General features: G+C 60.9%; 22 protein-coding genes. 8 read left to right on the top strand and 14 right to left on the bottom strand.

Features of this window, described 5'->3' with window-relative positions; translation table 11 throughout:
* Positions 1-105: 105 nt before the first annotated feature.
* Positions 106-2,379, top strand: coding sequence for a mechanosensitive channel protein (ybiO, locus tag C2E16_RS07135; RefSeq protein WP_038627190.1), 2,274 nt, complete (start codon positions 106-108; stop codon positions 2,377-2,379).
* Positions 2,380-2,382: 3 nt separating this feature from the next.
* On the opposite strand, the gene rlmF is transcribed toward ybiO, so the two are convergent.
* Positions 2,383-3,318: a 23S rRNA (adenine(1618)-N(6))-methyltransferase RlmF gene (gene rlmF / locus C2E16_RS07130; protein ID WP_038627192.1), complete on the bottom strand. Its 936-nt coding sequence runs from the start codon at positions 3,316-3,318 to the stop codon at positions 2,383-2,385.
* A 124-nt stretch (positions 3,319-3,442) separates the two neighbouring features.
* Between rlmF and C2E16_RS07125 the strand changes: the two genes are divergently transcribed.
* The 3 genes from C2E16_RS07125 to C2E16_RS07115 all read left to right on the top strand — a co-directional run bounded on the left by C2E16_RS07125 (position 3,443) and on the right by C2E16_RS07115 (position 6,557).
* Entirely contained in the window at positions 3,443-4,075 is a 633-nt protein-coding gene (locus C2E16_RS07125) for a flavin reductase family protein (RefSeq protein WP_038627193.1), read from the top strand.
* A 97-nt stretch (positions 4,076-4,172) separates the two neighbouring features.
* Positions 4,173-5,258 carry an aldo/keto reductase gene (locus tag C2E16_RS07120; RefSeq protein ID WP_038627195.1) on the top strand — a complete coding sequence of 362 codons (1,086 nt, stop codon included), beginning with the start codon at positions 4,173-4,175 and terminating at the stop codon, positions 5,256-5,258.
* A gap of 108 nt (positions 5,259-5,366) precedes the next feature.
* Positions 5,367-6,557, top strand: a complete 1,191-nt coding sequence (locus C2E16_RS07115) for a M20 aminoacylase family protein (protein ID WP_052133923.1) — start codon at positions 5,367-5,369, stop codon at positions 6,555-6,557.
* A 103-nt stretch (positions 6,558-6,660) separates the two neighbouring features.
* Here C2E16_RS07115 and ybiB read toward each other — a convergent pair whose 3' ends face one another.
* The 4 genes from ybiB to C2E16_RS07095 all read right to left on the bottom strand — a co-directional run bounded on the left by ybiB (position 6,661) and on the right by C2E16_RS07095 (position 11,000).
* Positions 6,661-7,638, bottom strand: a complete 978-nt coding sequence (ybiB, locus tag C2E16_RS07110; RefSeq protein ID WP_038630074.1) for a DNA-binding protein YbiB — start codon at positions 7,636-7,638, stop codon at positions 6,661-6,663.
* Positions 7,639-7,641: 3 nt separating this feature from the next.
* Positions 7,642-9,810: an ATP-dependent DNA helicase DinG gene (gene dinG, locus C2E16_RS07105; RefSeq protein WP_084970778.1), complete on the bottom strand. Its 2,169-nt coding sequence runs from the start codon at positions 9,808-9,810 to the stop codon at positions 7,642-7,644.
* Positions 9,811-9,927: 117 nt separating this feature from the next.
* Positions 9,928-10,449, bottom strand: a complete 522-nt coding sequence (locus tag C2E16_RS07100; protein WP_038627198.1) for a GNAT family N-acetyltransferase — start codon at positions 10,447-10,449, stop codon at positions 9,928-9,930.
* Positions 10,446-11,000 (bottom strand): XRE family transcriptional regulator, encoded by a 555-nt coding sequence (locus C2E16_RS07095; RefSeq protein ID WP_038630075.1) that lies wholly within the window; start codon positions 10,998-11,000, stop codon positions 10,446-10,448. Before C2E16_RS07095 ends, C2E16_RS07100 begins: the two co-directional genes overlap by 4 nt.
* 157 nt (positions 11,001-11,157) lie before the next feature.
* On the opposite strand from C2E16_RS07095, the gene C2E16_RS07090 reads away from it, so the two are divergent.
* Entirely contained in the window at positions 11,158-11,892 is a 735-nt protein-coding gene (locus C2E16_RS07090) for a MerR family transcriptional regulator (RefSeq protein WP_084970780.1), read from the top strand.
* 187 nt (positions 11,893-12,079) lie between these two features.
* Here C2E16_RS07090 and C2E16_RS07085 read toward each other — a convergent pair whose 3' ends face one another.
* From C2E16_RS07085 to osmF, 4 genes are read right to left on the bottom strand one after another with little or no spacing between them, the layout of a single operon-like run.
* Positions 12,080-12,814, bottom strand: coding sequence for an ABC transporter permease (locus tag C2E16_RS07085; RefSeq protein ID WP_038627202.1), 735 nt, complete (start codon positions 12,812-12,814; stop codon positions 12,080-12,082).
* A complete protein-coding gene (locus C2E16_RS07080) occupies positions 12,811-13,746 on the bottom strand; it encodes an ABC transporter ATP-binding protein (RefSeq protein ID WP_038627204.1) in 936 nt (311 codons plus the stop codon). Before C2E16_RS07080 ends, C2E16_RS07085 begins: the two co-directional genes overlap by 4 nt.
* Positions 13,743-14,903 carry an ABC transporter permease gene (locus C2E16_RS07075; RefSeq protein WP_081981819.1) on the bottom strand — a complete coding sequence of 387 codons (1,161 nt, stop codon included), beginning with the start codon at positions 14,901-14,903 and terminating at the stop codon, positions 13,743-13,745. The genes C2E16_RS07080 and C2E16_RS07075 overlap by 4 nt, the downstream gene beginning before the upstream one ends.
* Before the next feature lie 39 nt (positions 14,904-14,942).
* Positions 14,943-15,815, bottom strand: a complete 873-nt coding sequence (gene osmF / locus C2E16_RS07070; RefSeq protein ID WP_103790904.1) for a glycine betaine ABC transporter substrate-binding protein OsmF — start codon at positions 15,813-15,815, stop codon at positions 14,943-14,945.
* Positions 15,816-16,059: 244 nt separating this feature from the next.
* Between osmF and C2E16_RS07065 the strand changes: the two genes are divergently transcribed.
* Entirely contained in the window at positions 16,060-17,541 is a 1,482-nt protein-coding gene (locus tag C2E16_RS07065; RefSeq protein WP_038627210.1) for an MFS transporter, read from the top strand.
* On the opposite strand, the gene idi is transcribed toward C2E16_RS07065, so the two are convergent.
* The 4 genes from idi to C2E16_RS07045 all read right to left on the bottom strand — a co-directional run bounded on the left by idi (position 17,499) and on the right by C2E16_RS07045 (position 22,284).
* Positions 17,499-18,062, bottom strand: coding sequence for an isopentenyl-diphosphate Delta-isomerase (idi, locus tag C2E16_RS07060; protein ID WP_052133924.1), 564 nt, complete (start codon positions 18,060-18,062; stop codon positions 17,499-17,501). The two genes, C2E16_RS07065 and idi, sit on opposite strands and share 43 nt — an antisense overlap.
* A gap of 147 nt (positions 18,063-18,209) precedes the next feature.
* The gene (locus C2E16_RS07055; protein WP_038630077.1) at positions 18,210-20,105 is read right to left on the bottom strand and encodes a methyl-accepting chemotaxis protein; all 1,896 of its coding nucleotides are present in this window, start codon (positions 20,103-20,105) and stop codon (positions 18,210-18,212) included.
* A 107-nt stretch (positions 20,106-20,212) separates the two neighbouring features.
* Positions 20,213-21,322, bottom strand: a complete 1,110-nt coding sequence (locus C2E16_RS07050) for a suppressor of fused domain protein (protein ID WP_038627212.1) — start codon at positions 21,320-21,322, stop codon at positions 20,213-20,215.
* Positions 21,323-21,411: 89 nt separating this feature from the next.
* Positions 21,412-22,284: an oxygenase MpaB family protein gene (locus C2E16_RS07045; protein WP_038627214.1), complete on the bottom strand. Its 873-nt coding sequence runs from the start codon at positions 22,282-22,284 to the stop codon at positions 21,412-21,414.
* 254 nt (positions 22,285-22,538) lie between these two features.
* On the opposite strand from C2E16_RS07045, the gene C2E16_RS07040 reads away from it, so the two are divergent.
* A complete protein-coding gene (locus tag C2E16_RS07040; protein WP_038627216.1) occupies positions 22,539-23,030 on the top strand; it encodes a YciE/YciF ferroxidase family protein in 492 nt (163 codons plus the stop codon).
* A 327-nt stretch (positions 23,031-23,357) separates the two neighbouring features.
* Positions 23,358-24,107: an SDR family oxidoreductase gene (locus tag C2E16_RS07035; protein WP_038627218.1), complete on the top strand. Its 750-nt coding sequence runs from the start codon at positions 23,358-23,360 to the stop codon at positions 24,105-24,107.
* Between the two features lie 23 nt (positions 24,108-24,130).
* Here the strand turns inward: C2E16_RS07035 and C2E16_RS07030 are convergent.
* Positions 24,131-24,828, bottom strand: a protein-coding gene (locus C2E16_RS07030; protein ID WP_233987823.1) for an IS1-like element IS1A family transposase whose coding sequence is annotated in 2 segments (ribosomal slippage) — positions 24,131-24,579 and positions 24,579-24,828 — 699 coding nt in all. Because the reading frame shifts where the segments join, the coding sequence is not laid out codon by codon here.
* Between the last annotated feature and the right edge of the window lie 36 nt (positions 24,829-24,864).

Raw genomic sequence — 24,864 nt, 5'->3', positions numbered from 1 at the left:
CTCGGCCGGATTGCGCGATAAGCGCCGACGTCCATGCAGCCCGACATAAGACGAGTCTATGCTTTGCAGGCAATGCCGCCGTATTTGTTGCCGTTGGGGAGAAAGATGTTGGGAATGAACGCCGCGTGGTTACGCCTGCGCAAAGGGATGCTCTGTTTACTGTTTTTCATGTTGCTGCCAGCGGCCCACGCGGTTTCCATGCCCGCCGCCGCCGTCGCCAGTCAGAAAACGCAGCCAGCCGCCGAGGCGGCCCCGCATGAACCCACGGTGGAGGAGAAAAAGGCGGCCTACAGCGCGCTGGCCACCATTCTGGAAAATGAGCAGTCGCGGCAGGAGCTGATTGAACAGCTGCGCAACGCCGCCGCCAGCCCTTCGGATACCGCTGCGCCGGAGTTGACGCCGCCCGGCGTCGAAGAGGAAGAGGAAAAAACCGTCCTGCAAAGCGTGACCGACGTGACGCGCGAGTATGGCGGCCAGTTCGCGGGCAGCTTTATCCGTCTTTATCACAATATCGTCTCCGCGCCGCATAAATCCTTTAACCAAAAAACCTTTTTCAACGCGCTTAACCACTTTCTGATGCTGGCGATGGCGCTGTTCGCCTTCTACTGGGCGATCCGTATGATGATATCGCCGCTCTATCGGCGCATGGGACGCTGGGGGCGTAAGAAAAGCAACCAGCCCGGCAGCTGGCTGCATCTGCCGCTGACCCTTGTCGGCGCGTTCGTCATCGATCTGCTGCTGCTGGCGCTGGCGCTGTTTGTGGGCCAGATCCTGAGCAATAACCTGAACGGCGGCAGCCGCACTATCGCTTATCAGCAGGGATTGTTCCTGAACGCCTTTGCGCTAATCGAATTCTTTAAGGCGGTGCTGCGGCTGATCTTCTGCCCGCGTTATCCCGATCTGCGCCCCTTTCCTGTCAGCGACGTACGGGCGCGCTACTGGCATACCCGTCTGAGCTGGCTGAGCGGCGTCATCGGCTACGGTCTGCTGGTGGTGGTGCCTATCGTCTCGAACCAAATTAACGTGCAGGTTGGCGCGCTGGTTAACGTGGTAATTATGGGCCTGATGACCGGCTGGGCGCTGTGGCTGATTTTCCATAACCGACGCCGCATCCAGCGCGAGCTGATCGCCCTTTCCGAGCGTTCGCTCTCTTTTTTCTCGCTGTTTATCCGCGCCTTCGCCTTTATCTGGCACTGGATCGCCAGCGCCTATTTTATCGTGCTCTTTTTCTTCTCCATCTTTAACCCCGGCGGCAGCCTGAAATTTATGATGTCGGCGACGGTGCGCAGCCTGGCGATTATTGGCGTCGGCGCGCTGATTTCCGGCATGCTGACGCGCTGGATCAGCAAAACCATCACCCTGTCGCCGGAGCTGCGCCGCACCTACCCTGAGCTGCAAAGGCGGGTAAACGGCTGGATCTCTTTTATGCTGAAGGCGGCGCGCATTCTGACGGTGTTCGCCGTGGTGCTGCTGTTGCTGAACGCGTGGAACCTGTTCGATCTCTGGTACTGGCTTACCGCAGGCGCCGGGGAGCGGCTGGTGGATGTGCTGATCCGCGTCTTTATGATCCTGTTTTTCTCCGCGGTGGGCTGGACGCTGCTGGCGAGCCTGATCGAAAACCGGCTCGCCTCCGATATTCATGGCCGTCCGATGCCGAGCGCGCGCACGCGCACGCTGCTGACGCTGTTCCGTAACGCGCTGGCGGTGGTGATCAGCACCATCACCATCATGATCGTACTGTCGGAGATTGGGGTGAACATCGCGCCGCTGCTGGCGGGCGCGGGCGCGCTCGGCCTGGCGGTCTCTTTCGGTTCGCAAACGCTGGTGAAGGATATTATCACCGGTATCTTTATCCAATTTGAAAACGGCATGAACACCGGCGATCTGGTGACTATCGGCCCGCTGACCGGCACCGTCGAGCGCATGTCGATCCGTTCCGTCGGGGTGCGCCAGGATACCGGCGCCTATCACATCATTCCCTGGTCATCGATCACCACCTTCGCCAATTTTGTGCGCGGCATCGGATCGTTTGTCGCCAACTACGACGTCGATCGCAGCGAGAACAGCGATCTGGCGAATGCGGCGCTGCGTTCCGCCGTGGAGGCATTGATGGCGCGCGAAGATATTCGCCCGCTGGTGATCGGCGAGCCGAACTTCGCCGGCCTGGTGGGGCTGACCGAGCGCGCCTTTACCGTACGCGTTTCGATCACCACTCAGCCGCTGAAGCAGTGGACGGTGCGCTTTGCGCTGGATGAGATGGTGAAAAAACATTTCGACGCAGCGGGCATTAAGGCGCCGCGTCAGACGGTGCAGGTGATTCAGGAGAGCGAAGAGACCACCGGCGCGGCGGCGGTGAAAAGTCTGCCGGCGCCGGAATAAGCGTCAGGGGCGCGGTTTCATCAGCCGCGCCCGCGCGGCGTCGTCCTGAAAACTCCAGGCGATAAAGCGGCTCTGCTTCTGCCCCTGCGCCATATCGATAATACGCACCTCGCGCGCGCCAACGTTGGTCAGCGCCTGGCGCAGCGTCGGAAGGTGTTCGCGGCGTGAAACCAGTGAGGTAAACCAGACTACCTGCCGCGCGTAATCGATACTTTCGGCGATCATCTGGCCGATAAAGGCTTTCTCGCCCCCTTCGCACCACAGCTCCGCCTGCTGGCCGCCAAAGTTCAGCGGCGCACCTTTCGCCAGCCCCAGGTTGCGCGCCTTACGCGCGCTGCCTTCCGCCGCCTGCTCGCTTGAGGCGTGGAACGGCGGGTTACACAGCGTCGCCTGATAGAACTCGTTCTTATGGATGATGCCGTGGAAAATCTTGTTGCTCTGCGCCTGGCGACGCAGGCGGATGCCGCGGCGCAGCGTCGGATTGGCGTCCAGGATTGCGCCCGCCGCCTTCATCGCCTGCGCGTTCACCTCGGAGCCGGTAAAACGCCAGCCATATTCACGATAGCCAATCAGCGGATAGATGCAGTTGGCGCCGCAACCGATATCCAGCACGTTAATATCGCGCGGCGGCTGGCCGCCGTTGTCCGTCGCCAGCAGGTCGGCCAGATAGTGCAGATAGTCCGCCCGTCCCGGCACCGGCGGGCAGAGGAAACCTTCCGGGATATCCCAGCGTTCAACCTGATAAAAATGTTTCAGCAGCGCCTGGTTCAGGGCTTTCACCGCCTGCGGATCGGCGAAATCGACCGACTGGTCGCCGCGCGGCGTGATAACAATAAAGGGCTGCAACGGCGGATGCGCGGCGATCAGCGCGGGAATGTCATAGCGTTCGCGATGACGGTTACGGGGATGCAGTTGGTTTTTAGTGGCGGGCTGTTTCATCAGGCTCTCTCTCTGGTAACGGCGCGTAAGATACCCGCTGCGGAAAAAAGCGTAAACAATTGCCGCGCTTTTTTTCGCGCTGAACAGGCTAAGATGTGAAGATTCATTCCCGATAAGGATAACTATGTCTCGTCAACGCTACTCCTACCAACCGCGCGTCGGCCACGGCCTGCCGCACGATCCGCTGAACGCCATCATCGCGCCGCGCCCTATCGGCTGGATCAGCTCGCAGAGCGCAGCTGGCGTGCGCAACCTGGCGCCCTACAGCTTCTTTAACTGCTTTAACTACCATCCGCCGATTATCGGCTTCTCCAGCCAGGGTAAAAAAGACAGCGTGCGCAATATTCTGGAAACCGGCGAATTCGTCTGGAATCTGGTGACGCGTCCGCTGGCGGAGGCGGCCAATGAAAGCTCTGCGTCGGTGGCGCATGAGGTGGATGAGTTCGCCCTGACCGGCCTGACGCCGCTGACGGGCAGCCATGTCAACGCGCCGATGGTGGCGGAAAGCCCGGTCAACTTTGAGTGTCGCCTGACGCAGCATTTGCAGCTGCACAACGCTGACGGCGAGCCGCTGGAGGGCTGGCTGATCCTGGGCGAAGTGGTGGCGGTGCATATCGACCCCGCGCTGCTGGAAGAAGGGATCTACCAGACCAGCAAAGCGCAGCCGGTGCTGCGCGCAGGCGGCCCCAGCGCCTGGTACGGCATCAGCGAGGATCAGCGCTTCGATCTGGTGCGCCCCGATGCCCGTAAAACGTAGCGCCGCAGCCGGGCGTAGCCCGGCTTTTGCGTGATCGTCGTCACTTAACTACGCTAAAACGTTAACGGCTTAACTTAACGACGATGCGGAGGAAGTGATGCAATATCGACAGCTCGGTCAGTCCGGCCTTTATCTTTCAACCCTGACGATGGGCACCCTTACCTTTGGCGGCAGCAACGGCTTCGAGAAGGTCGGCAACGTGGATGCGCGCACGGCGCGCCGCTTTCTGGAGATTGCGCTGGAGGCGGGCGTCAACTGCGTCGATACCGCCGATCTCTACTCTAAAGGCGAAGCGGAAAGCGTGCTGGGCGAAGCGTTAGGCGACCTGCGTCAGAAGGTGATTTTGATGACCAAGGCGCGCAGCCCGATGAGCGACGATCCCAACGACAGCGGCGCTACCCGCCATCATCTGATCAAATCGTGCGAAAACAGCCTGCGCCGCCTGAAAACCGACCATATCGATATTCTGCAAATCCATAACTGGGACGGCGTGACGCCGGTTGAAGAGACGCTCTACGCGCTGGAGTCGCTGGTGCAAAGCGGCAAAATCCGCTACTGGGGCACCTCCAACTATAGCGGCTGGCAGATGATGAAAACGCTGGGTAAGGCGGAGCAGCTGGGGCTCAGCAAACCCACCAGCCAGCAGATCTACTACACGCCGGAATCACGCGAGGCGGAGTTCGAACTGCTGCCGCTGGCGCTTGACCAGAATGTCGGCACGCTGATCTGGGGGCCGATGGGCGAAGGGCTGCTGACCGGCACGGTGCGACGCGGCGAGAAAACCTCTGCCGACTCCCGTCAGGGCAACGGCTGGACCGAACCTTATGTGCACAATATGGATCACGCCTACGACGTGATCGAGACGCTGGCGCAGGTGGGGGAAGAGCTGGGCGTTTCGCCGGCGCGCGTTTGTCTCGCCTGGCTGCTGACCCGTCCGGGTATTACCTCGCTGATTGTCGGCTCGCGCACCGAAGCGCACCTGCGCGACAACCTGGCGGCGGCCGAGCTGCAACTGAGCGACGAACAGCGCACGCGCATTGAAAAAGCGACCCGTCCGGCGCCGCGCTATCCTTACTGGCATCGCTATACCGCCGGGATGGATCGTCTCGATCCGGCCGAAGAGGTGTTCCTGCGCGAATATTTCGACACGCTGGAAAACCGTCGCGATCTAAAGATCAAATAGCCCGCGCGTCCGCGTTTTCCGCACGGACCGATAGACGCCCCCAATTCTCTCTTCTAGAGTGAGGATAAGCCGCCATGCAACGAGGCATGGCCAGAAGAGAGGACCGCTATGAGCTTACCCGCAGCGTTGATTGAAGAGGCGGTGCAGTGGCGCCGTCAGCTGCACGCCCGGCCGGAGCTGGGCTATCAGGAACAGAATACCGCCCGTTTCGTGGCGGAAAAATTGCGCAGTTTCGGGTTACAGGTAGCGACCGGACTGGCGGGCACCGGCGTCATCGGCACGCTGGAGACCGGGCCGGGCGAAACCATCGGCCTGCGGGCGGATATGGACGCGCTGCCGGTAACCGAGCTGGGAGAGGCCGCCTGGCGCTCGCAGCAACCCGGCGTCATGCACGCCTGCGGTCACGACGGCCACACCGCCATGCTGCTGGCCAGCGCCAAATGGCTGGCGCAGACGCGCCGCTTCAGCGGCACCGTCCACTTTATTTTCCAGCCGGCGGAGGAGAACCTCGGCGGCGCGCGCAAGATGGTGGAGGAAGGATTATTTCAGCGTTTTCCAATGGATGCGGTCTATGCGCTGCATAACTGGCCGGGGCTGCCGGTAGGCGAGATTGCAGTCAACAGCGGCGCGATGATGGCCTCGCTGGATTCGTTTGACATTACCCTCACCGGGAAAAGCTGCCACGCCGCGATGCCGGAAAGCGGCGCCGATCCGCTGGTGGCGGCGGCGCAGCTGATCCTGGCGCTGCAAACCATTCCGGCGCGTCGGTTGTCGCCGCTCGCCTCGTCGGTGGTCAGCGTCACTCAGATTCAGGGCGGCGAAGCGATTAACGTTATCCCCGAAACAGTCACGCTGCGCGGCACGGTGCGCTGTCTGCAAAGCGAAGTGCGGGAAAAGGTGCTGGCGCTGGTGGCGTCGTTCGTTCATACGCTGCCGCAGCCCATGGGCGTCGAGGGGCAGATCCGCTGGTATCCCGGCTACCCGGTGACGCAGAACGACGCCGAGGCTGCCGCGCTAATCCGCAAGGTGGCGACAGCGCAGTGCGGCGCTGAGAAAGTACGCTGGCAGGTGAATCCGTCGATGGCCTCAGAAGATTTCGCCTGCATGCTGGAAGTATGTCCCGGCGCCTACTTCTGGCTGGGCGCTGATGGCGAAACGCCCTCTCGCCCGCTGCACAACGCCAGCTACGACTTCAACGATGCGCTGATTGAGCATGGCGTCGCCTTTTGGCAACGGCTGGTAGAAACCCGCCTGCCGCGCGCGGCAGGCTCAGCTTCTGCTGTCGCAAACTCAGCGTAAGATAACTGGCCTGTCGTCGTACGTTCGGAGTAAAGCGCGCACAGGCTATCGGCGCGCGCCGATATTAACGTTCACGCAGGCGTCAACGCGCGCAGGCTGATGCTCAGGGTGCCGGATAACCGGCGGCCTCCAGCTGCGCCAGCCCCGCTTCCAGCGATGGGCTGCGACCGCTGGCGACGTAACAACAGGCGATCTGCAAACGCAGCGACTGCGGCACAGGGCGCGCTTTGTCCAGCACCTGCTGGATCCAGGCAGCGGTGACAGCGGCCTCTTTGCTCTGCGGCAGGTCGCAGCTCTGCTCTGGCTGACGCGCCAGCAGCTCCTGCGGCTCCGCGCCTGCGCCATCGATCAGACTGATGGCCGGGCAGCGCAGCGGATTGGCGTAAACCTCGCCTTCGGTACCGTTCAGCAGCAATGCCAGGCCGCCGTGCGCGCTGAAAAACTTGCCGACGCGCGGAATATATTCAGGATGTGAAACGCTGGCGAGACGCAGCGCCGCCGCCTCGCCGAACGGCGTCATCAACTTGGCCAGCGTATGCGCGCTGTTACGCACGCCCAGCCGCCAGCGCAGCGCCAGCTGCTTCGCCAGCGGCGGGCAGAGCGTATCGACGGTGATAAATACCGGCTCGCCCTGCGCCAGCTTCGCCTGCGCGCTCTGCGCGTCAGCGACGGGCGCAACGCCCAGCGCCTGAAAGACCGCCTCGCTGGTCACGCGCGTTTCATCTTCGCTGACGCCATGCACCACCACCGGAAAACCAAGACGAGAGAGCAGCAGCGCCAGCAGCGGCGTCAGGTTGCCCTGGCGACGCGCGCCGTTGTAGCTGGGGATCACAATCGGCAACGGCTGGTCAGCGGGCGGCGTTAAGGTAAGCACACGCTCCTGTAGCGCGCGGTAAAAGCCCGCCATCTCCGTTTCGCCTTCGCCCTTGATGCGCATTGCGATCAGCAACGCGCCCAGCTCCAGCTCCGGCACGTCGTCATTCAGCATGGCGCGGTAGAGCTGGTAAGCGCTCTCCTCATCAAGATCGCGCGCGTGGTTTTTGCCGCGTCCCACTTCTTTAATCAGTTTGCTGTACTGCAACATTTAACGCTTTTCCTTTTTTCGACGCCGACCCGCCGGGGCCGTTTTAGCGCTGGGCGGCAGCGCTTTCGCCCCTTCAGGCATCGGCGGCTGCGCGATGGGAAACACCGGCAGCGCGTTCAACAGCCGCGCGCCGTACGCTTTGGTGAGCAGTCGGCGATCGTAAATCACAATTTCGCCGGTGCAGTGATGACTGCGGATCAGCCGCCCCACCTGCTGAATCAGAGTAAAGGAGGCGCTGGGCAGGCTTTGCACCTCAAACGGGTAGCGCTTCAGGCTTTTCAGCCACTCACCTTCGGTCAAAATTACCGGACTGTCCACCGGCGGAAAAGCGATTTTATGAATATGCACCTGCGTCAGCAGTTCGCCTTTGAGATCGAGCCCCTCGGCAAAGGATTGCAACCCGACCAGCACGCTCGCCTCGCCCTGCTGCACTCGTTTGCGGTGCAGCTCCACCAGCCGGTAGCGCGGCTGATCGCCCTGCACCAGCAACATCAGCCGCAGATCGGTCAGATGGGTAAGAAACTGCTGCATGGCGCGGTTGCTGGCGAACAGCACCAGCATCCCTTTATGCAGTCCCGCTTTGACCTGATGGCGAAAGAAATGCGCCATTTCAGCAATGTGCTGCGCTTCGTTAGCCATCAGCGGCTCGTAGCGCATCTGCGGGATCACCAGCTTGCCCTGTTCGACATGGTTGAACGGCGAGCCGAGCGCCACAAAGCGGTCGCCCACCTTTTCATTCAGGCCGGAAAGCTCCTGCAGCCGGTTAAAGCTGTTCAGCGACTGTAGCGTGGCGGAGGTGAGCACCACATGCGGCACCTTGCGCCACAGCAGCTTCTCCAGCTGTTCGCTGACGCGGATGCCGGCGCAGTGAAAAAAGAGGTGCGGCTGGCCTTCGCGCAGTTCGCGGCTTACCCACTTAGAGACCGGCGCGCCGGACGCCTGCTCCATCGACGCGAGCCGCCACAGTTTGTTGATGCCTTCAAACCAGCCAAAGGCGCGGTTCATTTGCAGCAGCGTGCGCTGCAGGCGTACCACGTCATACTGGCCGGTTTTCTCGCTGAGATCGTTCAGCAGCCCTTCCGCCAGGCCACGCAGCCCGTCGCTCAGCTTAAAGAGTCGGGCGCACAGCGTCTGCATCTCCTCCGGCAACTGCCCCATCTCGAAGCGATGTTCGCCCTCCTGCGGCTCCGGCGGCAGAAAGAGCGCCAGCATGCGCGTCAGTCTGGCGAGATGCTCGCGCCATTCGTCACAATGGGTTTTCAGCCGCTCCGGGTTCGCCAACGGCGGCGGCGTTTTGGGCCGAAACTGCGCCATGCAGGTTTCCACCAGACGGACAAAGAGATCGAGCTGCAGGCTGGTGAAGCCGGGCGAAATATCGGCGCTGGTCTCCAGCGCATCGCGCGCCACCTCCGGCAGATGATGTCCTTCATCCAAAACCAGCAGCAGGTTTTTCGCCGGCGGCAGCACCGATTCGCTTTCCAGCGCCGCCATCACCAGCGCATGGTTCGCCACCACCACGTCCGCCTGCTCGATCTCACGGCGGGCGACGAAAAAGGGGCATTCGCGATACCAGTGACAGTTGCGCGCCAGGCAGTTGGCCTTATCGGTGCTGAGTCGCTGCCAGAGCGCGTCGCCGATATTCTCTTCGCTGTGGTCGCGCAGGCCGTCCCACTGATGGCGATTCAGCGATTTTTCGAGCTTTTCGCAGATTTTGCGTTCTTCTTTGCTTGCCACCATCTCGTCATCGAGAAACAGCAGCAGGTCGCCCTGCTTTTCGCTATCGGTCGCCAACGCATTGAGGTTACGCGGACAGACATAGCGCCCCCGCCCAAAGGCGGCGGTAAATTTCAGTTCGGGAATGATTTTCTGCAGCAGCGGCAGATCCTTGCTGAAGATCTGATCCTGCAACGCCACGTTCGCGGTGCTGATCACCAGCGGCTTCTCTTCGGCGCGCCCGACGGCGATGCCGGGGATCAGATAGGAAAGGGTTTTGCCCACGCCGGTGGGCGCTTCAATCGCCAGGTGACGGCCGTCGTCGCCAGCTAAAGTTTTCGCTACTTCGGCGATCATCTGCCGTTGCGGCGCGCGCGGAATGAAATCGGGAACCTGCTGCTGCAGCGCTTTATACCATTCGCCGATCTGCGCTTTTAACGCTGCGGTTAGTGCCATCTTGCTCTCTTCCTGCCTTAATGACCTGTATTTTTACACAGTATGGCGCTGACGTCAGCCGCTTATCGGCGAATCTGGAAGATGGCTTCCGCAACCGGCGAAAGGTGCGACAACCCGTTACACGGTCAGCCGCTTATACATTACGGTCGTGGCGTCCATCGCGCCTTCTGTCGACTGCGCATAGAAAGGAATGGCTCCGGCTATCTCCCAGCCCAACGACAAATAAAGCAGACTGGCGACGTCGCCGCTGCGGGTATCCAGCACCATCAGGCTGCGCCCCGCCTCCTTCACCCGCTGCTCTGCCAGCTGCATCAGCTGGCGCGCGATGCCCTGACGCCGCGCGCGCGGATGCACCAGCAGCTTGCCGATTTCCGCACGATGGCGGCCATTAGGCATGTTATTCCAGAAGATCATTACCGTCGCCACCAGCCTCCCGCCGTCGCGCGCCACCAGCAGCAGCCGATCGCCGCGATCGAGGCCGACGAATGTGTCCTGCCAGAAATTTCGCATGATCTGCCGATCTTCAGGATCGATAAATCCCACGCTGGCGCCCTCTGATACGCAGCCCTGCAATACGTCAGTCAGGGCTTCCAGCTCGCTACGCGCCTGACCACCATCCATTACCTGATATTCAATCATCGACACACCACCAGTAAGTAACGCGCGCCCTCCGCTTCCGGCGCATGAAATGCCGAGGCGCCGTACAGATGGAAACGCAGCGTATCGCCCGCCTCCAGCCGCCAGCGCGCTCCGCTCGCTTCAATTATCAACACGCCCGCCAGCAGCCAGATATGCTGCTCGATGCCCGGCACCGGCGGCGCGTCGTACGCAATGAGCGCTCCGGGCCGCAGCACGCCTTCTATCATCTCCGCACGGTAGCCGCTGGCAGGCGGCGACAGCCCGCGTCGGATAAATCCCTGTTCGCGATCCTGCCAGACCGGCTGCTGCGGTGGCGTCAGGTGCTGCGCAACGTTCTCTTCCACTTCGCTCAGCAGGCGCGACATAGTTAGCCCATAGGCGACGCAAAGCTTATTCAGCAGCGTGGCGGTCGGGCTGATCTCTGCGCGCTCGATGCGCGACAGCGTCGCGCGGCTGATGCTGGTACACTTAGCCAGCTGCTCCAGCGTCCAGCCCCGCTCCTGGCGTAGGGTTATCAACCGCTGAGCAAGGCGTTGGTCAGTCTCGTTCATCGCTTTTCCCATATGAGAGATAATTTCTCCATTATGAGAATGCGCGCTTTTGTGGCGGCGATCAACTTGTACAATATAAAAAATAATGTACAAGTTGAAACGCCTCCGCTAAGGTTAAAGCAGACACCCGAGTCTCACGAACAAGCAGAGGATGTGCATGCCCCTATACAGCATCGGCGACGTCGCCGAACGCTGTGGTATCAACCCGGTAACGTTACGCGCATGGCAGCGTCGCTATGGGCTGTTGAAGCCACAGCGTACCGAAGGCGGTCACCGACAGTTTGATGATGAAGATATTCAGCGTATCGAAGAGATTAAGCGCTGGATAGAGAGCGGCGTCCCGGTAGGCAAAGTAAAAGCCCTGCTCGAAGGCGATAATGTTAACGTACACGACGGCTGGATGACATTGCAGGAAGAGGTGATGAGCGTACTGCGCCAGGTTCGCCCTTCCCGACTGCGCAGTAAAATCGCCGCCATTGGCCGCGAGCATCCGGTCGATGCGCTGATCGATCACGTCTTCGTGCCGGTGCGTCAGCGTCTGGGGCTCGATCAAAACACCGCGAAAGCGATGTGCAGCCTGCTCGACGGCGCGCTTATCGACTATGTCGCCTTCTGCCTGTGCGGCACGCGTAAAAAGGCGGGCAAGGATGCGCTGATGATCGGCTGGGGCGTCGAGGATCGCACCCGCATCTGGCTGGAGGCCTGGCGCCTTTCCCAGGCGGGCTGGCGGATGGATGTACTGGCGGAGCCGCTCGATAACCCGCGCCCCGAACTGTTTCCTGGCCAGCAGATTTTCGTCTGGACCGGCAAGAAGCTGACGCGCCGTCAGACAGAACAGTTCGCCCACTGGCATGAACAGGGTTTTTCCATCACGTTGCATGGTCAGAGCTAAACGGGCGAAGATCGCGCGAAAAATGACGCAATTTGCCTGGTCGCAAAGGGCGGTTCGCGCTATGATCTGCCCTCTTGTTTTATCTTCACAGGCAATACGATGAACTGGCAAAAATTTCTGGTCGGCACCCTTTTCTTTATCATGGCGATTGGCGGTACCGGCGGCCTGATGCTGGTAGGCTACGCCATTATTTTACATGCCCGCTAACCCAGCGTTGCAGGCGCTCGAAAAGCCGGTCCACCACCAGCGCCAGTAGCGCCACCAGCACCGCCCCCTGAATCACATACGCCGTATTAAACCCGCTCAGGCCGATAATCACCGGCGATCCCAGGCTTTTCGCGCCTACCGTCGAGGCGATCGCCGCGGTGCCGATATTGATGATGATCGAGGTGCGCACGCCCGCCAGAATCACCGGCGCGGCTAACGGCAGTTCGACGCGCGTCAGCCGCTGCCAGCCGCTCATGCCAACGCCCTGCGCCACTTCGCGCGCGCTTTCCGGCACCGATTCCAGCCCCGCCAGCGTGCCCTGCAAAATCGGCAGGATGCCATACAGCAGCAGCGCGATCAGCGCGGGCTGCTCGCCGAAGCCGATGACCGGCACCGCCACCGCCAGCACCGCTACCGGCGGAAAAGTTTGCCCGGCGGCGGCCAGCGTCTCCACCAGCGGCCGAAACTCACGTCCGGCATGGCGCGTCACGGCGACGCCTGCGCCGATGCCGATCAGCGCCGCGCCCAGGCTGGAGAACGCCACCAGCCGAATATGCGCCAGCGCCAGCTGAAAAAAGCTCTCCTGCTGATAAACCGGTCGATCGAGCTGAGGAAACCAGCGGGCGAACAGCGGACCGCTGTAGGGCATTAACAGCAGCAGCAGCAGAAACAGCGCGATCAGCCACAGCAGCGGATCGCGCAGCCATTTGTTCATGTCCCCTCCCGTTGCCGCAGCAGATCGCTGAAGTGCAGCACGCCCAGCGGCGCGCCCTGCGCATCGGCCACCGGCAGCTTATCTGTCTGACGGGCGATAAACAGCGACAGCGCCTCGCGCAGCGACATATCTTCCGGCACCGGCGCCGCGTCCAGCCATTCGCCGCGCCGCGCGGCCGCGCCCGCATAGCCCAGCGACAGCAGGCGCACGCCCAGCTCGCTGCGGCCAAAAAAATCACGCACGAAATCGTTGGCCGGACGGGTTAGCAGCTCCAGCGGCTTGCCCTGCTGTATAATGCGCCCGCTGTCCATCAGCACGATTTTATCCGCCAGCGTCAGCGCCTCGTCAATGTCATGCGTCACCAGTACGATAGTGCGTCCCAGCAACCGATGAATGCGCACCATCTCCTGCTGCAACGCGCCGCGCGTCACCGGATCGAGCGCGCCGAACGGCTCATCCATCAGCAGCACTTCCGGGTCGGCGGCCAGCGCGCGCGCCACCCCGACGCGTTGCTGCTGCCCGCCGGAGAGCTGATGCGGATAGCGATGGCGCAGCTCCTCCTCCAGACCCAGCAGCGCCAGCAGCTCAGCGACGCGTTCCTGCCGCTGCGCTCGCGGCCACTTCAGCAGCCCCGGCACGGTGGCGATGTTCTTCTCCACCGTCCAGTGCGGAAACAGCCCGATCGACTGAATGGCGTAGCCCATCCGCCGCCGCAGCGCCTGCGGATTGAAGCTGCGGATCTCCTCGCCAGCAAACTGAATGGTGCCCGCATCATGCTCAACCAGCCGGTTAATCATCTTCAGCGTGGTCGATTTGCCGGAGCCGGACGTGCCGATCAGCACAGTAAACTCGCCAGCGGCGATATGCAGGTTAATCTCATCCACCGCCGCCTTGCCGGCGAAATATTTACTGACCTGATTAAACTGGATCATAGGTTGCGCTTCTCCAGCAGGGAGATAAGGATGTTAAACAGGGCGTCCATCAGCACCGCCAGCGCGATCACCGGGATTACGCCCAGCAGCACCAGCTCCAGCGCGCTGCTCAGCAATCCCTGAAAGATAATGGCGCCGAAGCCGCCGGCGCCGATGAGCGCGGCGATCACCGCCATGCCCACCGTCTGGATCGTCACCACCCGCAGGCCGCTGAGCAATACCGGCAGCGCCAGCGGCGCCTCGACGTGCCAGAAAATCTGCGTGGGCGACATACCCATGCCGCAGGCGGTCTCCCTGACGCCGTCAGGCACCTGCTGCAAACCCGCCACGATGCTGCGCACCAGCGGCAGCAGCGCATAAAGCACCAGCGCGATCAGCGCGGGCGCCAGGCCGATGCCGCTGACGCCCAGCCGCGCCAGCCAGGGAAAATGGGCCGCCAGCCCGGCCAGCGGCGCGATCAGCAGGCCAAACAGCGCCACTGACGGCACGGTCTGAATAATGTTCAACACGGAAAAAACCGACGCCTGCCAGCGGGGGCGGCGATAACAGATCAGCCCCAGCGGCACGCCCAGCGCCAGCGCCGGGATCAGCGTGGCCGCCAGCAGCAACAGGTGACGCGTCAGCGCCTGATCGAACACATCCTGACGATTGGCGTACTCTTTCAGCAGCGCCAGCTGATCGAGTTGTCCGCCGAGCAGCAGCAGCGCCAGCGGCAGCCAAAGCTGCGCGTTCAGCAGCAGACGCCAGATCGGATTGCGCGTCAGGCGCATTATGCTGTCCGCGGCGATCAGCAGGCAGAGCGCGATTGCCGCCCACAGTCCGCTGCCGAAACCGGTGCGCGCCAGCGCGCTGCCCTGTCCCGCCAGCGTCTGCGCGGCGTGCCCGCCTAACGCCACCAGCAGCGTCAGCAGCGTTTCGCTCAGCAACAGCGTCAGAACCAACACAGGCTGGCGCGGCTTTTGCCAGGCCAGTAACAGCAGCAGCGGCACGATCAGCAGGATCAGCCAGCCTGCGCCCTGAAGTAACTGGGAGAGCATCACCGGCTGCCCCGACACCAGGCGATTAGGCGCGAAGCTGGCGAAAGGCAACGCATACAGCGCCGTCGCCAGCAGCGCCGTCAGCAGCAGCAGTACGCGGTTATAGAGGGTGAATCGCAAAATCACTCCGTCGACAAGATGCCTGATTACGCCGTCCGCTTACAGCAGCTTTTTCTGCTGCAACCAGTCGGCGGCCACTTTTTTCGCATCCTGACCCTCTACGGCGATTTTGGCGTTCAGCGACTGCAACGTTTTTTCATCCAGCGCGGCGAACACCGGCTGTAGCCAGGTAGCGATATCGGGATACTGCTTTAATACCGCGGCGCGGATCACCGGCGCGGGCGCGTAAATCGGCTGCACGCCCTGCGGATCGCTCAGGGTTTGCAGGCCGAGCGCCGCTACCGGCCCATCGGTGCCGTAGGCCATCGCCGCATTCACCCCGGAGGTTTGCTGCGCCGCCGCCTTGATGGTTACCGCCGTATCGCCGCCCGCCAGCGACAGTAGCTGATCCTGGCCCAGCTTAAAGCCGTAGGCTTTTTCAAACGCCGGCAACGCGTCGGCGCGCTCGATAAATTCAGCCGAGGCGGCCAGCTTAAAGACGCCGCCCTGCTTCAGATAGCGGCTGAGATCGGCCAGCGAAGCCAGCTTATTTTTCTGCGCCACATCGCCGCGCACCGCAATGGTCCAGGTGTTATTGGCAGGCGCGGGCGTCAGCCAGACCAGCTGGTTTTTCTCCGCGTCCTGCTTTTTCACCTTCTCATAGCCCGCTTTGGCGTTCTTCCACGCCGCGTCGCCCGCCTGATTAAAGAAGAACGCGCCGTTGCCGGTATATTCCGGGTAAATATCCAACTCGCCGGCGGTAATCGCCCCACGCACCACCTGCGTATTGCCAAGCTGAATTTTATTCACCGTCGGCACGCCGTGCTTATTCAGCACCTGCAGGATCACATTGCCCAGCAGCGAGCCTTCGGTATCGATTTTAGATCCCACACGCACCGGATCGGCGGCCTGGGCGTGGGCGGCCAGCGCCATCAGGGCGGCCAGGGTGAATAATCCGCGACGCGCAACAGCGAAAGTCATAGCGTTTTCCTTCCAGGTCAGGTTCTGTCAAAGCGTAGCGCAAATCCCTGTGCCTGTCGGGAAAACAGATTCTTTTCTGCGAAGCAGCGCGCAGGCCTCATCGCGTTCGGAAGTAAGATATAACCAGAAGGAATTTAGCCAGCGGCATCAGGACGTTATGCTCAGAAGACCCAAACACGTCTGACAACATAACATCATGACTGACATTACCGCCTCTTCGACGCCGGATGCGTCGCTTAAGGACATCACGACCGGTGAAACGGTCTGGATACGCCAACCCGCCGACGTGTCGCGGCTGGTCAACACCGGTACACAAGCGCTCGGCAACGGGCGGATCGTCGTCGCTATCGCTCTCGGCGGCGTTTTCCTGGACGCCTACGATCTTGGCGCGCTGGCGTTCGGCATGAAAGATGTGGCGCGGGAGTTTAATCTTACTCCCGCCGGCAGCGGCATGGTCGCTTCCGCCATCACCTTTGGGGCGATCGTCGGCGCGCTGATCGGCGGCTGGCTGACCGATAAAATCGGCCGTTATCGCGTCTTTATGGCGGATATGTTTTTCTTTGTGGTCGCCGCATTGGCCTGCGCGCTGGCGCCCAACGAATATGTTCTGGCAGGCGCGCGCTTTGTGATGGGGCTGGGCGTCGGCATCGATCTGCCGGTGGCGATGGCCTTCCTCGCCGAGTTTTCGCGGCTGAAAGGACGGGGCAACAAGGCGGCGAGCATCGCCATGTGGTGCCCTACCTGGTATGCCGCCATCAGCGTCTCTTATCTGCTGGTGCTGGTGCTTTACAGCATACTGCCGTCGAGCCACGCCGACTGGCTGTGGCGCCTGATTCTGGGCTTCGGCGCGGTGCCGGCGCTGGCGATCATCGCCATTCGCAGCCGCTATATGAGCGAATCCCCGGTCTGGGCGGCCAATCAGGGCGATCTGCACGGCGCGGCCGCGATCCTGCGCCGCGCCTGGGGCATTAACGCGCAGGTGGCGAGCGACGCCGATCTCAGCGCCGCGACGCGCACTCGTCGCCCCGGCTGGCGTAACTACGGCGCGCTACTGCGCGGCGTCTATTTGCGACGCACGTTGCTGGCGACGGTCATCTCCATCGCCTCCTCCTTTGCCTATAATGCGGTGGCGTTCGGCCTGCCGGTGATTATCTCCAGCTTCCTGGCGCAGACGATGCTGACCACGATATTGGTATCGCTGGCGCTCAACCTGCTGTTTGCCTTTGTCGGCGGCCTGCTGGCGGTGCGGCTGGTGCCGCGCCTGGGCGCATGGCGGATGACGGTAGCGGGCTACGCCTGCCAGCTGGCGGCGCTGCTAGGGCTGGCGCTGATCGGACGGCCGCAGGGCATGTCGGAGGCGATGCTGGCGATCGCTATGCTGGCGCTGTTCCTTTTCGGCCAGGGTTTCGGTCCCGGTTCGCACACCATGACCTACGCTTCGCTCAGCTATCCGGTTTCGCTGCGCGGCGTCGGCGTCGGCCTTAACCAGACGCTGATGCGCGCCAGCTCTACGGTGTCGCTGTTTCTCTTTCCACTGCTGAGCGCGATGCTGGACACCAACGTCTTCTGGGCGATCGCCATCGCGCCGCTGGCGGGCCTGCTGGCGCTGATGCTGGTGCGCTGGGAGCCGTCAGGCTACGATGTGGATGCGGAGGATTTCAGCGCGGCGCCGCGCTGAATAAAGCGCGCCAGCTGATCGGGAATACGGGCGAAGGTATGTAAAAACCAGGGCGTGAAGCGCGCCGGATCGCGCGCTATCTCCTGTTGAATCGCCGTCAGCGAGAGCCAGCGGCTGTCGTCGGCCTCCTGCGGGTTGAGGTGCGGCGTCTGATCGCTGATGGCGAAAAACACGTGCCCATACTCATGTTCGATCAGCCCGTTGCTCAGCGGCAGGTTATAGCTCAGCTCAAACATCGGCGTCAGCGTCAGGCGCAGCCCCATCTCTTCTTCCAGCCGCCGCTCCGCCGCCGTCTGCGACGTTTCATCGGGTAAAGGATGCCCGCAGCAGGTATTGCTCCACAGGCCGCCGCAGTGATATTTGTCGCTGGCGCGACGCTGCAACAGCAGCTCATTACGGCTGTTGAAGACGTAAACCGTTACCGCGCGATGCAGTAATCCTTTTTGATGGGCTTCCAGCTTTTCCATTTTACCGGTAGGACGATCGAAACGATCGACAAGGATAACGTCAATAGCGGACATGCAGGCTCCTTCAGAATAATCCCAACTATTGTGGCATAACCGTCGGGCCGCCTGGCGGAAAAAAGCGTCTGCATTTATCACATTATGTGCGAAAAGATGTCGGGAGAAAGGCGCCCCGCCGTCTGCGGGGGCGCCTGATAAGAGGGACTAGAGTTTAAACGCCTTAACCACTTCTTCCAGCTGAACGCTCTGCTCCTCCATCGCCTGTGCGGCGGCGGAAACCTGCTCCACCAGCGCGGCGTTCTGCTGCGTGGTGCTATCGAGTTGGTTGATGGCAACGTTCACCTGTTCAATCCCCATACTCTGTTCACGGCTGGCGGACATGATTTCGCCCATCAGCGTCGTGACGCTTGATACGCCCTGCATCAGTTCATCCATGGTGCGGCCCGCTTCGCCTACCAGCTGGCTGCCAGCGTCGATATTCGCCACTGAGGTTTCGATCAGCTTTTTGATTTCACGCGCCGAGTTGGCGGAACGCTGCGCCAGGTTGCGCACTTCGCTGGCGACCACGGCGAAACCGCGCCCCTGTTCGCCGGCGCGCGCCGCTTCGACCGCCGCGTTCAGGGCGAGAATATTGGTCTGGAAAGCGATACTGTCGATAACGCTGATAATATCCACCACCTTACGCGAGGAGGCGTCGATTTCGCCCATCGTCGCTACCACCTGACGCACCACCTCGGTGCCGCGCGCCGCCACCTGCGAAGCGTTATCCGCCAGCTGGTTGGCGTGGGTAGCGTTGTCGGCATTCTGACGCACCGTGCCGGTGAGCTGCTCCATCGACGCCGCCGTTTCCACTATCGAGCTGGACTGCTCCTCGGTACGGGAGGAGAGATCGAGGTTGCCGCTGGCGATTTCGCGCGAGGCGGACGTGATCGCCAACGCGCTGTCGCCCACCTGACGCATCAGCCCCTGCAGATAGGAAATAAACTGGTTAAAGCTTTGCGCCACGGCGTTAAATTCCGGGCTGTTGCTGGCGGGCAGGCGCTGCGTCAGATCGGCACCGCCGGTCGAAAGCGCCAGAATGTTGTCATTCAGCTGGCCCAGACGCTTCATCATGCTGCGGATAAAGCCGAGCAACACCAGCAGCAAGGCGATGGCTAACGGAATCTGCACCACGCCGAGACGAGAAAGCATCGAGTGCGTCTGCTGCGTCAGCAGGCTGGTCGGCACATCGCTCGCCAGGAACCAGGGGCTGCCGGCGATCTGCTGCACAAACAGCGTGCGATCGCCTTCCTCGTCCTGGTACTGGCTCTGCACCGGCTGGCTGCCAGCGCTGGCCAGCAATGCCTTCAGCGGCGCGGCCATCGGCAGCGTCAGATCGCTCAGATTTTGCAGCTTCGGCGTGCCGTTGACCAGCGCCGCGTTACCCACCACCTTGCCATTCGCTTCGACGATCAGCACGCGGCCATGAATGGCCTCGCCCATCTCTTTCGCCAGATGGTTAAAGAAGCCGAGGGTGACATCGATGGTGGCGACGCCCCACTCAGCGCCGTTGCGGTAGATCGCCATGGCGCAGTTGGTGCGCGGCTGCGGGCTGGCGGCGTCCTGGTAGGCGTTGGCCCAGGCGCAGACGCCTTTCGGCGCGGCAAGGCCCGCTTTATACCATGACTGCTCATAATATTTATCCGCTTCCGGCGAGTTCCAGAAAGTGTTTACCTGTAGCTGATTGCTGGCGTCGCGGGCAAAAAAGGTACTGAACTTTTCCCGTCCGGCTTCGCGCATATTGGGCAAAGGCCAGATGCCGCCGCCGAACACATTACTGTCCTGATACTGGTTCACCAGCGCAGGCAGCAGCGTATCGATCGCCGGGCTATCCATCACGCTTACCGCTTCGGTAATGGTGCGCTGTTGCGCCTGTACGCGATTCATCTGCTCGACAATTCGCGCCGCCAGCGCATTCACTTCATAGCGCACCAGACGTTCTTCATTATTTTTTAGCTGCGGGGCCACAAAGAGATTGATAACCACGATGGTAACCGCCATCAGCAGCAGAAAGAATGCCACCAGGGTTACCGTAAAGCGGGCCTGCGTTGTTTTTAACATGTCCACACCACTTAACGGAAAGGGCCCAATTGCCCTTTTCCTGTTAACGGCATGTAACGATCTTACTTGAGATGATCGCCATCACAATTTACAAATATAGACGCGGGCTACGCCTCCTGCTCCACGACCTGCTGACGCGGCCGGAAAATGTGGCTGGCGCCTTCCTGTTGCAAAAGCGTCACCAGCTGCATTCCGCCCCCTTCTTCCGCCATGGCGAACGCCTGTTCCGCCGCAGTCACCGGCGTGGTCCACAGCAGATTGACCCGCTCGCCTTCACGACGCGGCAGAGGAAGCTGGCCCGTCTCTCCGCCTAATTCGGCGGAAAGCAGAAAGCCTTCAAAACCGACCGGCGCCACTGACGAAGGGAGCGTATGCCCTTCCCCCAGCCAGTTGAGGCTGCTCCAGGGATAGTGCGCATAGTTTGCCAGCGCGCTCGCCATCTGAATGGCGTTGTCTTCGGTCATCACCTCGGCGTCGATAGCCATTGCCAGTTCGGTGCGGCGGTACTGCGGCGCTAAATCTTCATAAAGGAAATCGACCCAGGGCATCGGACGAATGCACATGCCGACGGTAAAGAAGTACCAGACGCCCTGATGATAGTGCTGCGACAGCGCCATCGGCGGCCACTGGCCCTGGTCGATAGCATAATATTTCAGCGACGGGCCGTAGTGCGCTTCATAAACGCGCAGCAAATCGTGCTGTACCGGCTGCCAGAGATGCCCATCATGCCAGTCGCGCCAGAACTGGCGATGCGCCAGCGCCTGCGCGTAGTAGTGATTGGTGGAGGCCGATCCCAGCGGCGCCGTCAGGCGATTTTCGCGGATGCAGCCGGCAGAGAAGCTGACCTGCTTATTCTGGTAGAGGCTCCAGCCGGGGATCACCGCCAGCAGCTGTCCCTGATACCATACCGCCGCGCCGTCGTCGGTCGGCTCCCAAATGATTTGCAGACCGGCGGGATCGAGCGGCGGCTCCGCCTCCAGCGTACGGCAGCAGTCGGCGCTGAGCAGAGGCGCAATGCCCTGTTCTATCGCTTCGCGATCCTCCTGAAACGGCGCGGGCAGCAGATTACGCAGCCAGCAGCCGCGCACCGCAAAGCGTGAGCGGAAAGGTTCGGTCGGCCAGATATAGAAATAGGCGGCCCGCTCGGTCTGTTCGATGATGGCGGTTAACGTCTGTTGCTGATTAGTCACCTCAGCAATCAACTGCGAATATGTCATAGTGCCTCAACGCAACGTAGAGGAATCCATTTTCCCCGAGAATAGAGCAGGATCGCCCTTCTCGCCACGCTGCGGCAAGGGTAATAATCTCAAAAGTGACGCCCCATACGGCGCATGGCGCGCGGCCAGGCGCCGTTACGCACCGCCCAGCGCAGCAGCGTTGCGATAATCCTCACGCGCCTGTCGACCGCCGCCTGCCGACGGGCGTCGAGACTGTGGCCGGTCATCTGCTGCGCCCAGTCGGGCAGCAGCCCGATGCCCGCTTCCATAATGGTTCCCATCGCCAGTTTCGCCTGCCAGCTGGGCGCAGGCGCGTGCATCAACAGCGACATCACCTCCTGAGCGCGCGCGTCGTAACAGAGCTGCGGACGCATCGCGGCGATCCACGCCTCCGTCTCCGCGCGGCTTTTCGGCACCCGCTCCGCCCCCAGCGCCTCCGCCACCCGCGCCGCCTGCGCATAATAGCGATCCTGATCCGCCGGGCTGAGCGCCGGATTTTTATAGCGCAGATGCGCGGCAAGGAAGCGGCTCGCTTCGGCGACATGCACCCAGGTCAGCAGCGTCGGATCGCTGGCGGCATAGGGGCGACCGTAAGCGTCGATGCCATTGACCCGCAGATGAATTCGCTTTACGCGTTCAATGAGCGTCAGCGCATCGGCGCGGTTGCCGAAGGTGGTTACCGCGACGAACTGGCTGGTGCGCCGCAGTCGTCCCAGCATATCCTCACGAAAGGAGGAGTAATCCCAGACGCCCGCCAGCGCCGCCGGATGCAGCATTTGCAGCATCAGGGCGCTGACGCCGCCGCAGAGCATCGAGGTGAAGTCGCCATGTACCGGCCAGACCACGCTGTCCGGCCCGAACAGGCCCGGATCGCCCGCCGGTTGCGAAATATCGAACTCATTCAGCGAAAGCCCGTTAAGCCGAAAAACCTGCTTTTCGATGCGTTTACGTAAAAATTCCATTGAACATCCACTTTTATCTGCCTGCCGCTGCGTTCAGCAACAAGATTACACACTCTTTTACCAGGAATTACCTTGAAGATAAATGACTGATAAATGAAGATTTTATTTTCATCATCCGCTCAAAACCGCGATAAACGCTTATCTTTCATCGCGTTGAAAGCGAAACGCAGCATATTTGCCTGTCTGCAACGCATCTACCAGGCTTTCATAGCAAGTGCAGCACACCGATACACAATCATAGGGAGACAAGCATTATGACTATGCAATCGCTAAACGATCTGTTTGTTCATACCTTGAGCGATGTTTACAGTGCTGAAGTACAGCTAACCAAGGCGCTGCCGAAAATGGCGGAAGCCGCCACTGAAACAAAACTTGCCGAAGGCTTCAGGCAACATCTGGAAGAGACCAAAGGCCATATCGAACGTCTCGATCAGGTTATCCAGGCGCTCGACGATGTGGAAATGGAAAATGTTACCTGCGTAGCGATGGAAGGGTTGATCAAAGAGGGCGAGGAGATTATTCAGGAAGTAGAGGAAGGGCCGGTACGCGATGCGGGTCTGATTGTTGCCGCTCAGAAAGTCGAGCATTATGAGATTTCCAGCTACGGTTCGCTGATGGCGCTGGCGAAAAATCTGGGCTATGACAACGTCGTCTCTATCCTGAAGAATACCCTGGATGAAGAGAAGGCCACCGATGAAAAACTCACCATGCTGGCCGAGCAGCAGGTTAATCAGCACGCTGCCTAGTCGGTGTCGCTGACGGGACGCGACGTTCCTTTTTACAGAGCATAAACAAACCGATCGGTTGGCTGCCGGTCGGTTTTTTTATGGGCGTCTTTCAGCTTCCACTGTTGCGCCTACCCATGCTAACGCGCAGCGCTGGCTTCTCTTTTCGGCAATCGCCTGTCCCCCCCCCCGCCTTAACAATCAATAAGATTCATTAATGCGTGCGCCAACTATTTTGTGATTCTATTCACACAAGCTTGGTTATGGGATTGTTTTTTAATTATTAAAATTTATTTTAATCTCTTCCTACCCCTCATTTTTATATACAGCCTCAGGCGGACAGAACGGATGAAAAATAATATTACCTTAATCACCGGCGGCAGCCGCGGCATTGGGCGGGCGACCGCGTTGACGCTGGCGGCGAAAGGCCATGCATTGTGCATCAATTATCGTTCGCAGCAGGCGCGCGCCGAAGAAGTGGTCGATATGATTCGACGCGGCGGCGGCAAGGCGATCGCGGTGCAGGCGGATATCGCCAATGAGGAGCAGGTCGTGGCGCTGTTCCGGCAGATCGATCGCGATCTCGGCACGCTGACCGGGCTGGTGAATAACGCCGGCATTCTTAAGCAGCAGGCGAGCATCGAGCAGCTGGATGCGCGGCGCATCGCCGCGATTTTCGCCACCAACGTCGGCGGCAGCTTTATCTGCGCGCGCGAGGCGGTCAAGCGCATGGCGCTGCGGCATGGCGGTCAGGGCGGCGCTATCGTCAACGTCTCCTCCGCCGCCTCGCGGCTCGGCGCGCCCCATGAATATATTGACTATGCGGCCTCTAAAGGCGCGGTGGATACGCTGACTATCGGGCTGGCGCTGGAGGTGGCGGCGCAGGGCATTCGCGTTAACGCCGTCAGGCCCGGACTGATTTATACCGACATGCACGCCGACGGCGGCGAACCGGGACGGGTGGATCGGGTGAAAGAGAATCTGCCGATGAAGCGCGGCGGTCAGCCTGAAGAAGTCGCCGAGGCGATCGCCTGGCTGCTGTCGGAGGAAGCCTCCTATGTCACCGGCAACTTTATCGATCTGGCGGGCGGTAAGTAGATTACCTGGGTAATGACTCCAACTTATTGATAGTGTTTTATGTTCAGATAATGCCCGATGACTTTGTCATGCAGCTCCACCGATTTTGAGAACGACAGCGACTTCCGTCCCAGCCGTGCCAGGTGCTGCCTCAGATTCAGGTTATGCCGCTCAATTCGCTGCGTATATCGCTTGCTGATTACGTGCAGCTTTCCCTTCAGGCGGGATTCATACAGCGGCCAGCCATCCGTCATCCATATCACCACGTCAAAGGGTGACAGCAGGCTCATAAGACGACCCAGCGTCGCCATAGTGCGTTCACCGAATACGTGCGCAACAACCGTCTTCCGGAGCCTGTCATACGCGTAAAACAGCCAGCGCTGGCGCGATTTAGCCCCGACGTAGCCCCACTGTTCGTCCATTTCCGCGCAGACGATGACGTCACTGCCCGGCTGTATGCGCGAGGTTACCGACTGCGGCCTGAGTTTTTTAAGTGACGTAAAATCGTGTTGAGGCCAACGCCCATAATGCGGGCGGTTGCCCGGCATCCAACGCCATTCATGGCCATATCAATGATTTTCTGGTGCGTACCGGGTTGAGAAGCGGTGTAAGTGAACTGCAGTTGCCATGTTTTACGGCAGTGAGAGCAGAGATAGCGCTGATGTCCGGCAGTGCTTTTGCCGTTACGCACCACCCCGTCAGTAGCTGAACAGGAGGGACAGGTGATAGAAACAGAAGCCACTGGAGCACCTCAAAAACACCATCATACACTAAATCA

Source organism: Mixta calida (genome assembly GCF_002953215.1).
Lineage (GTDB): Bacteria > Pseudomonadota > Gammaproteobacteria > Enterobacterales > Enterobacteriaceae > Mixta > Mixta calida.
Note: the sequence above shows the minus strand (reverse complement) of the source record. Positions and strands in the feature narration are given on the sequence as shown.

Coding starts and splice junctions, on each gene's coding strand:
- ybiO (WP_038627190.1), top strand. CDS start 106: ATGTTGGGAATGAACGCCGCGTGGTTACGCCTGCGCAAAGGGATGCTC.
- rlmF (WP_038627192.1), bottom strand. CDS start 3,318: ATGAAACAGCCCGCCACTAAAAACCAACTGCATCCCCGTAACCGTCAT.
- C2E16_RS07125 (WP_038627193.1), top strand. CDS start 3,443: ATGTCTCGTCAACGCTACTCCTACCAACCGCGCGTCGGCCACGGCCTG.
- C2E16_RS07120 (WP_038627195.1), top strand. CDS start 4,173: ATGCAATATCGACAGCTCGGTCAGTCCGGCCTTTATCTTTCAACCCTG.
- C2E16_RS07115 (WP_052133923.1), top strand. CDS start 5,367: ATGAGCTTACCCGCAGCGTTGATTGAAGAGGCGGTGCAGTGGCGCCGT.
- dinG (WP_084970778.1), bottom strand. CDS start 9,810: ATGGCACTAACCGCAGCGTTAAAAGCGCAGATCGGCGAATGGTATAAA.
- C2E16_RS07100 (WP_038627198.1), bottom strand. CDS start 10,449: ATGATTGAATATCAGGTAATGGATGGTGGTCAGGCGCGTAGCGAGCTG.
- C2E16_RS07095 (WP_038630075.1), bottom strand. CDS start 11,000: ATGAACGAGACTGACCAACGCCTTGCTCAGCGGTTGATAACCCTACGC.
- C2E16_RS07090 (WP_084970780.1), top strand. CDS start 11,158: ATGCCCCTATACAGCATCGGCGACGTCGCCGAACGCTGTGGTATCAAC.
- C2E16_RS07085 (WP_038627202.1), bottom strand. CDS start 12,814: ATGAACAAATGGCTGCGCGATCCGCTGCTGTGGCTGATCGCGCTGTTT.
- C2E16_RS07080 (WP_038627204.1), bottom strand. CDS start 13,746: ATGATCCAGTTTAATCAGGTCAGTAAATATTTCGCCGGCAAGGCGGCG.
- osmF (WP_103790904.1), bottom strand. CDS start 15,815: ATGGCGCTGGCCGCCCACGCCCAGGCCGCCGATCCGGTGCGTGTGGGA.
- C2E16_RS07065 (WP_038627210.1), top strand. CDS start 16,060: ATGACTGACATTACCGCCTCTTCGACGCCGGATGCGTCGCTTAAGGAC.
- idi (WP_052133924.1), bottom strand. CDS start 18,062: ATGTCCGCTATTGACGTTATCCTTGTCGATCGTTTCGATCGTCCTACC.
- C2E16_RS07055 (WP_038630077.1), bottom strand. CDS start 20,105: ATGTTAAAAACAACGCAGGCCCGCTTTACGGTAACCCTGGTGGCATTC.
- C2E16_RS07050 (WP_038627212.1), bottom strand. CDS start 21,322: ATGACATATTCGCAGTTGATTGCTGAGGTGACTAATCAGCAACAGACG.
- C2E16_RS07045 (WP_038627214.1), bottom strand. CDS start 22,284: ATGGAATTTTTACGTAAACGCATCGAAAAGCAGGTTTTTCGGCTTAAC.
- C2E16_RS07040 (WP_038627216.1), top strand. CDS start 22,539: ATGACTATGCAATCGCTAAACGATCTGTTTGTTCATACCTTGAGCGAT.
- C2E16_RS07035 (WP_038627218.1), top strand. CDS start 23,358: ATGAAAAATAATATTACCTTAATCACCGGCGGCAGCCGCGGCATTGGG.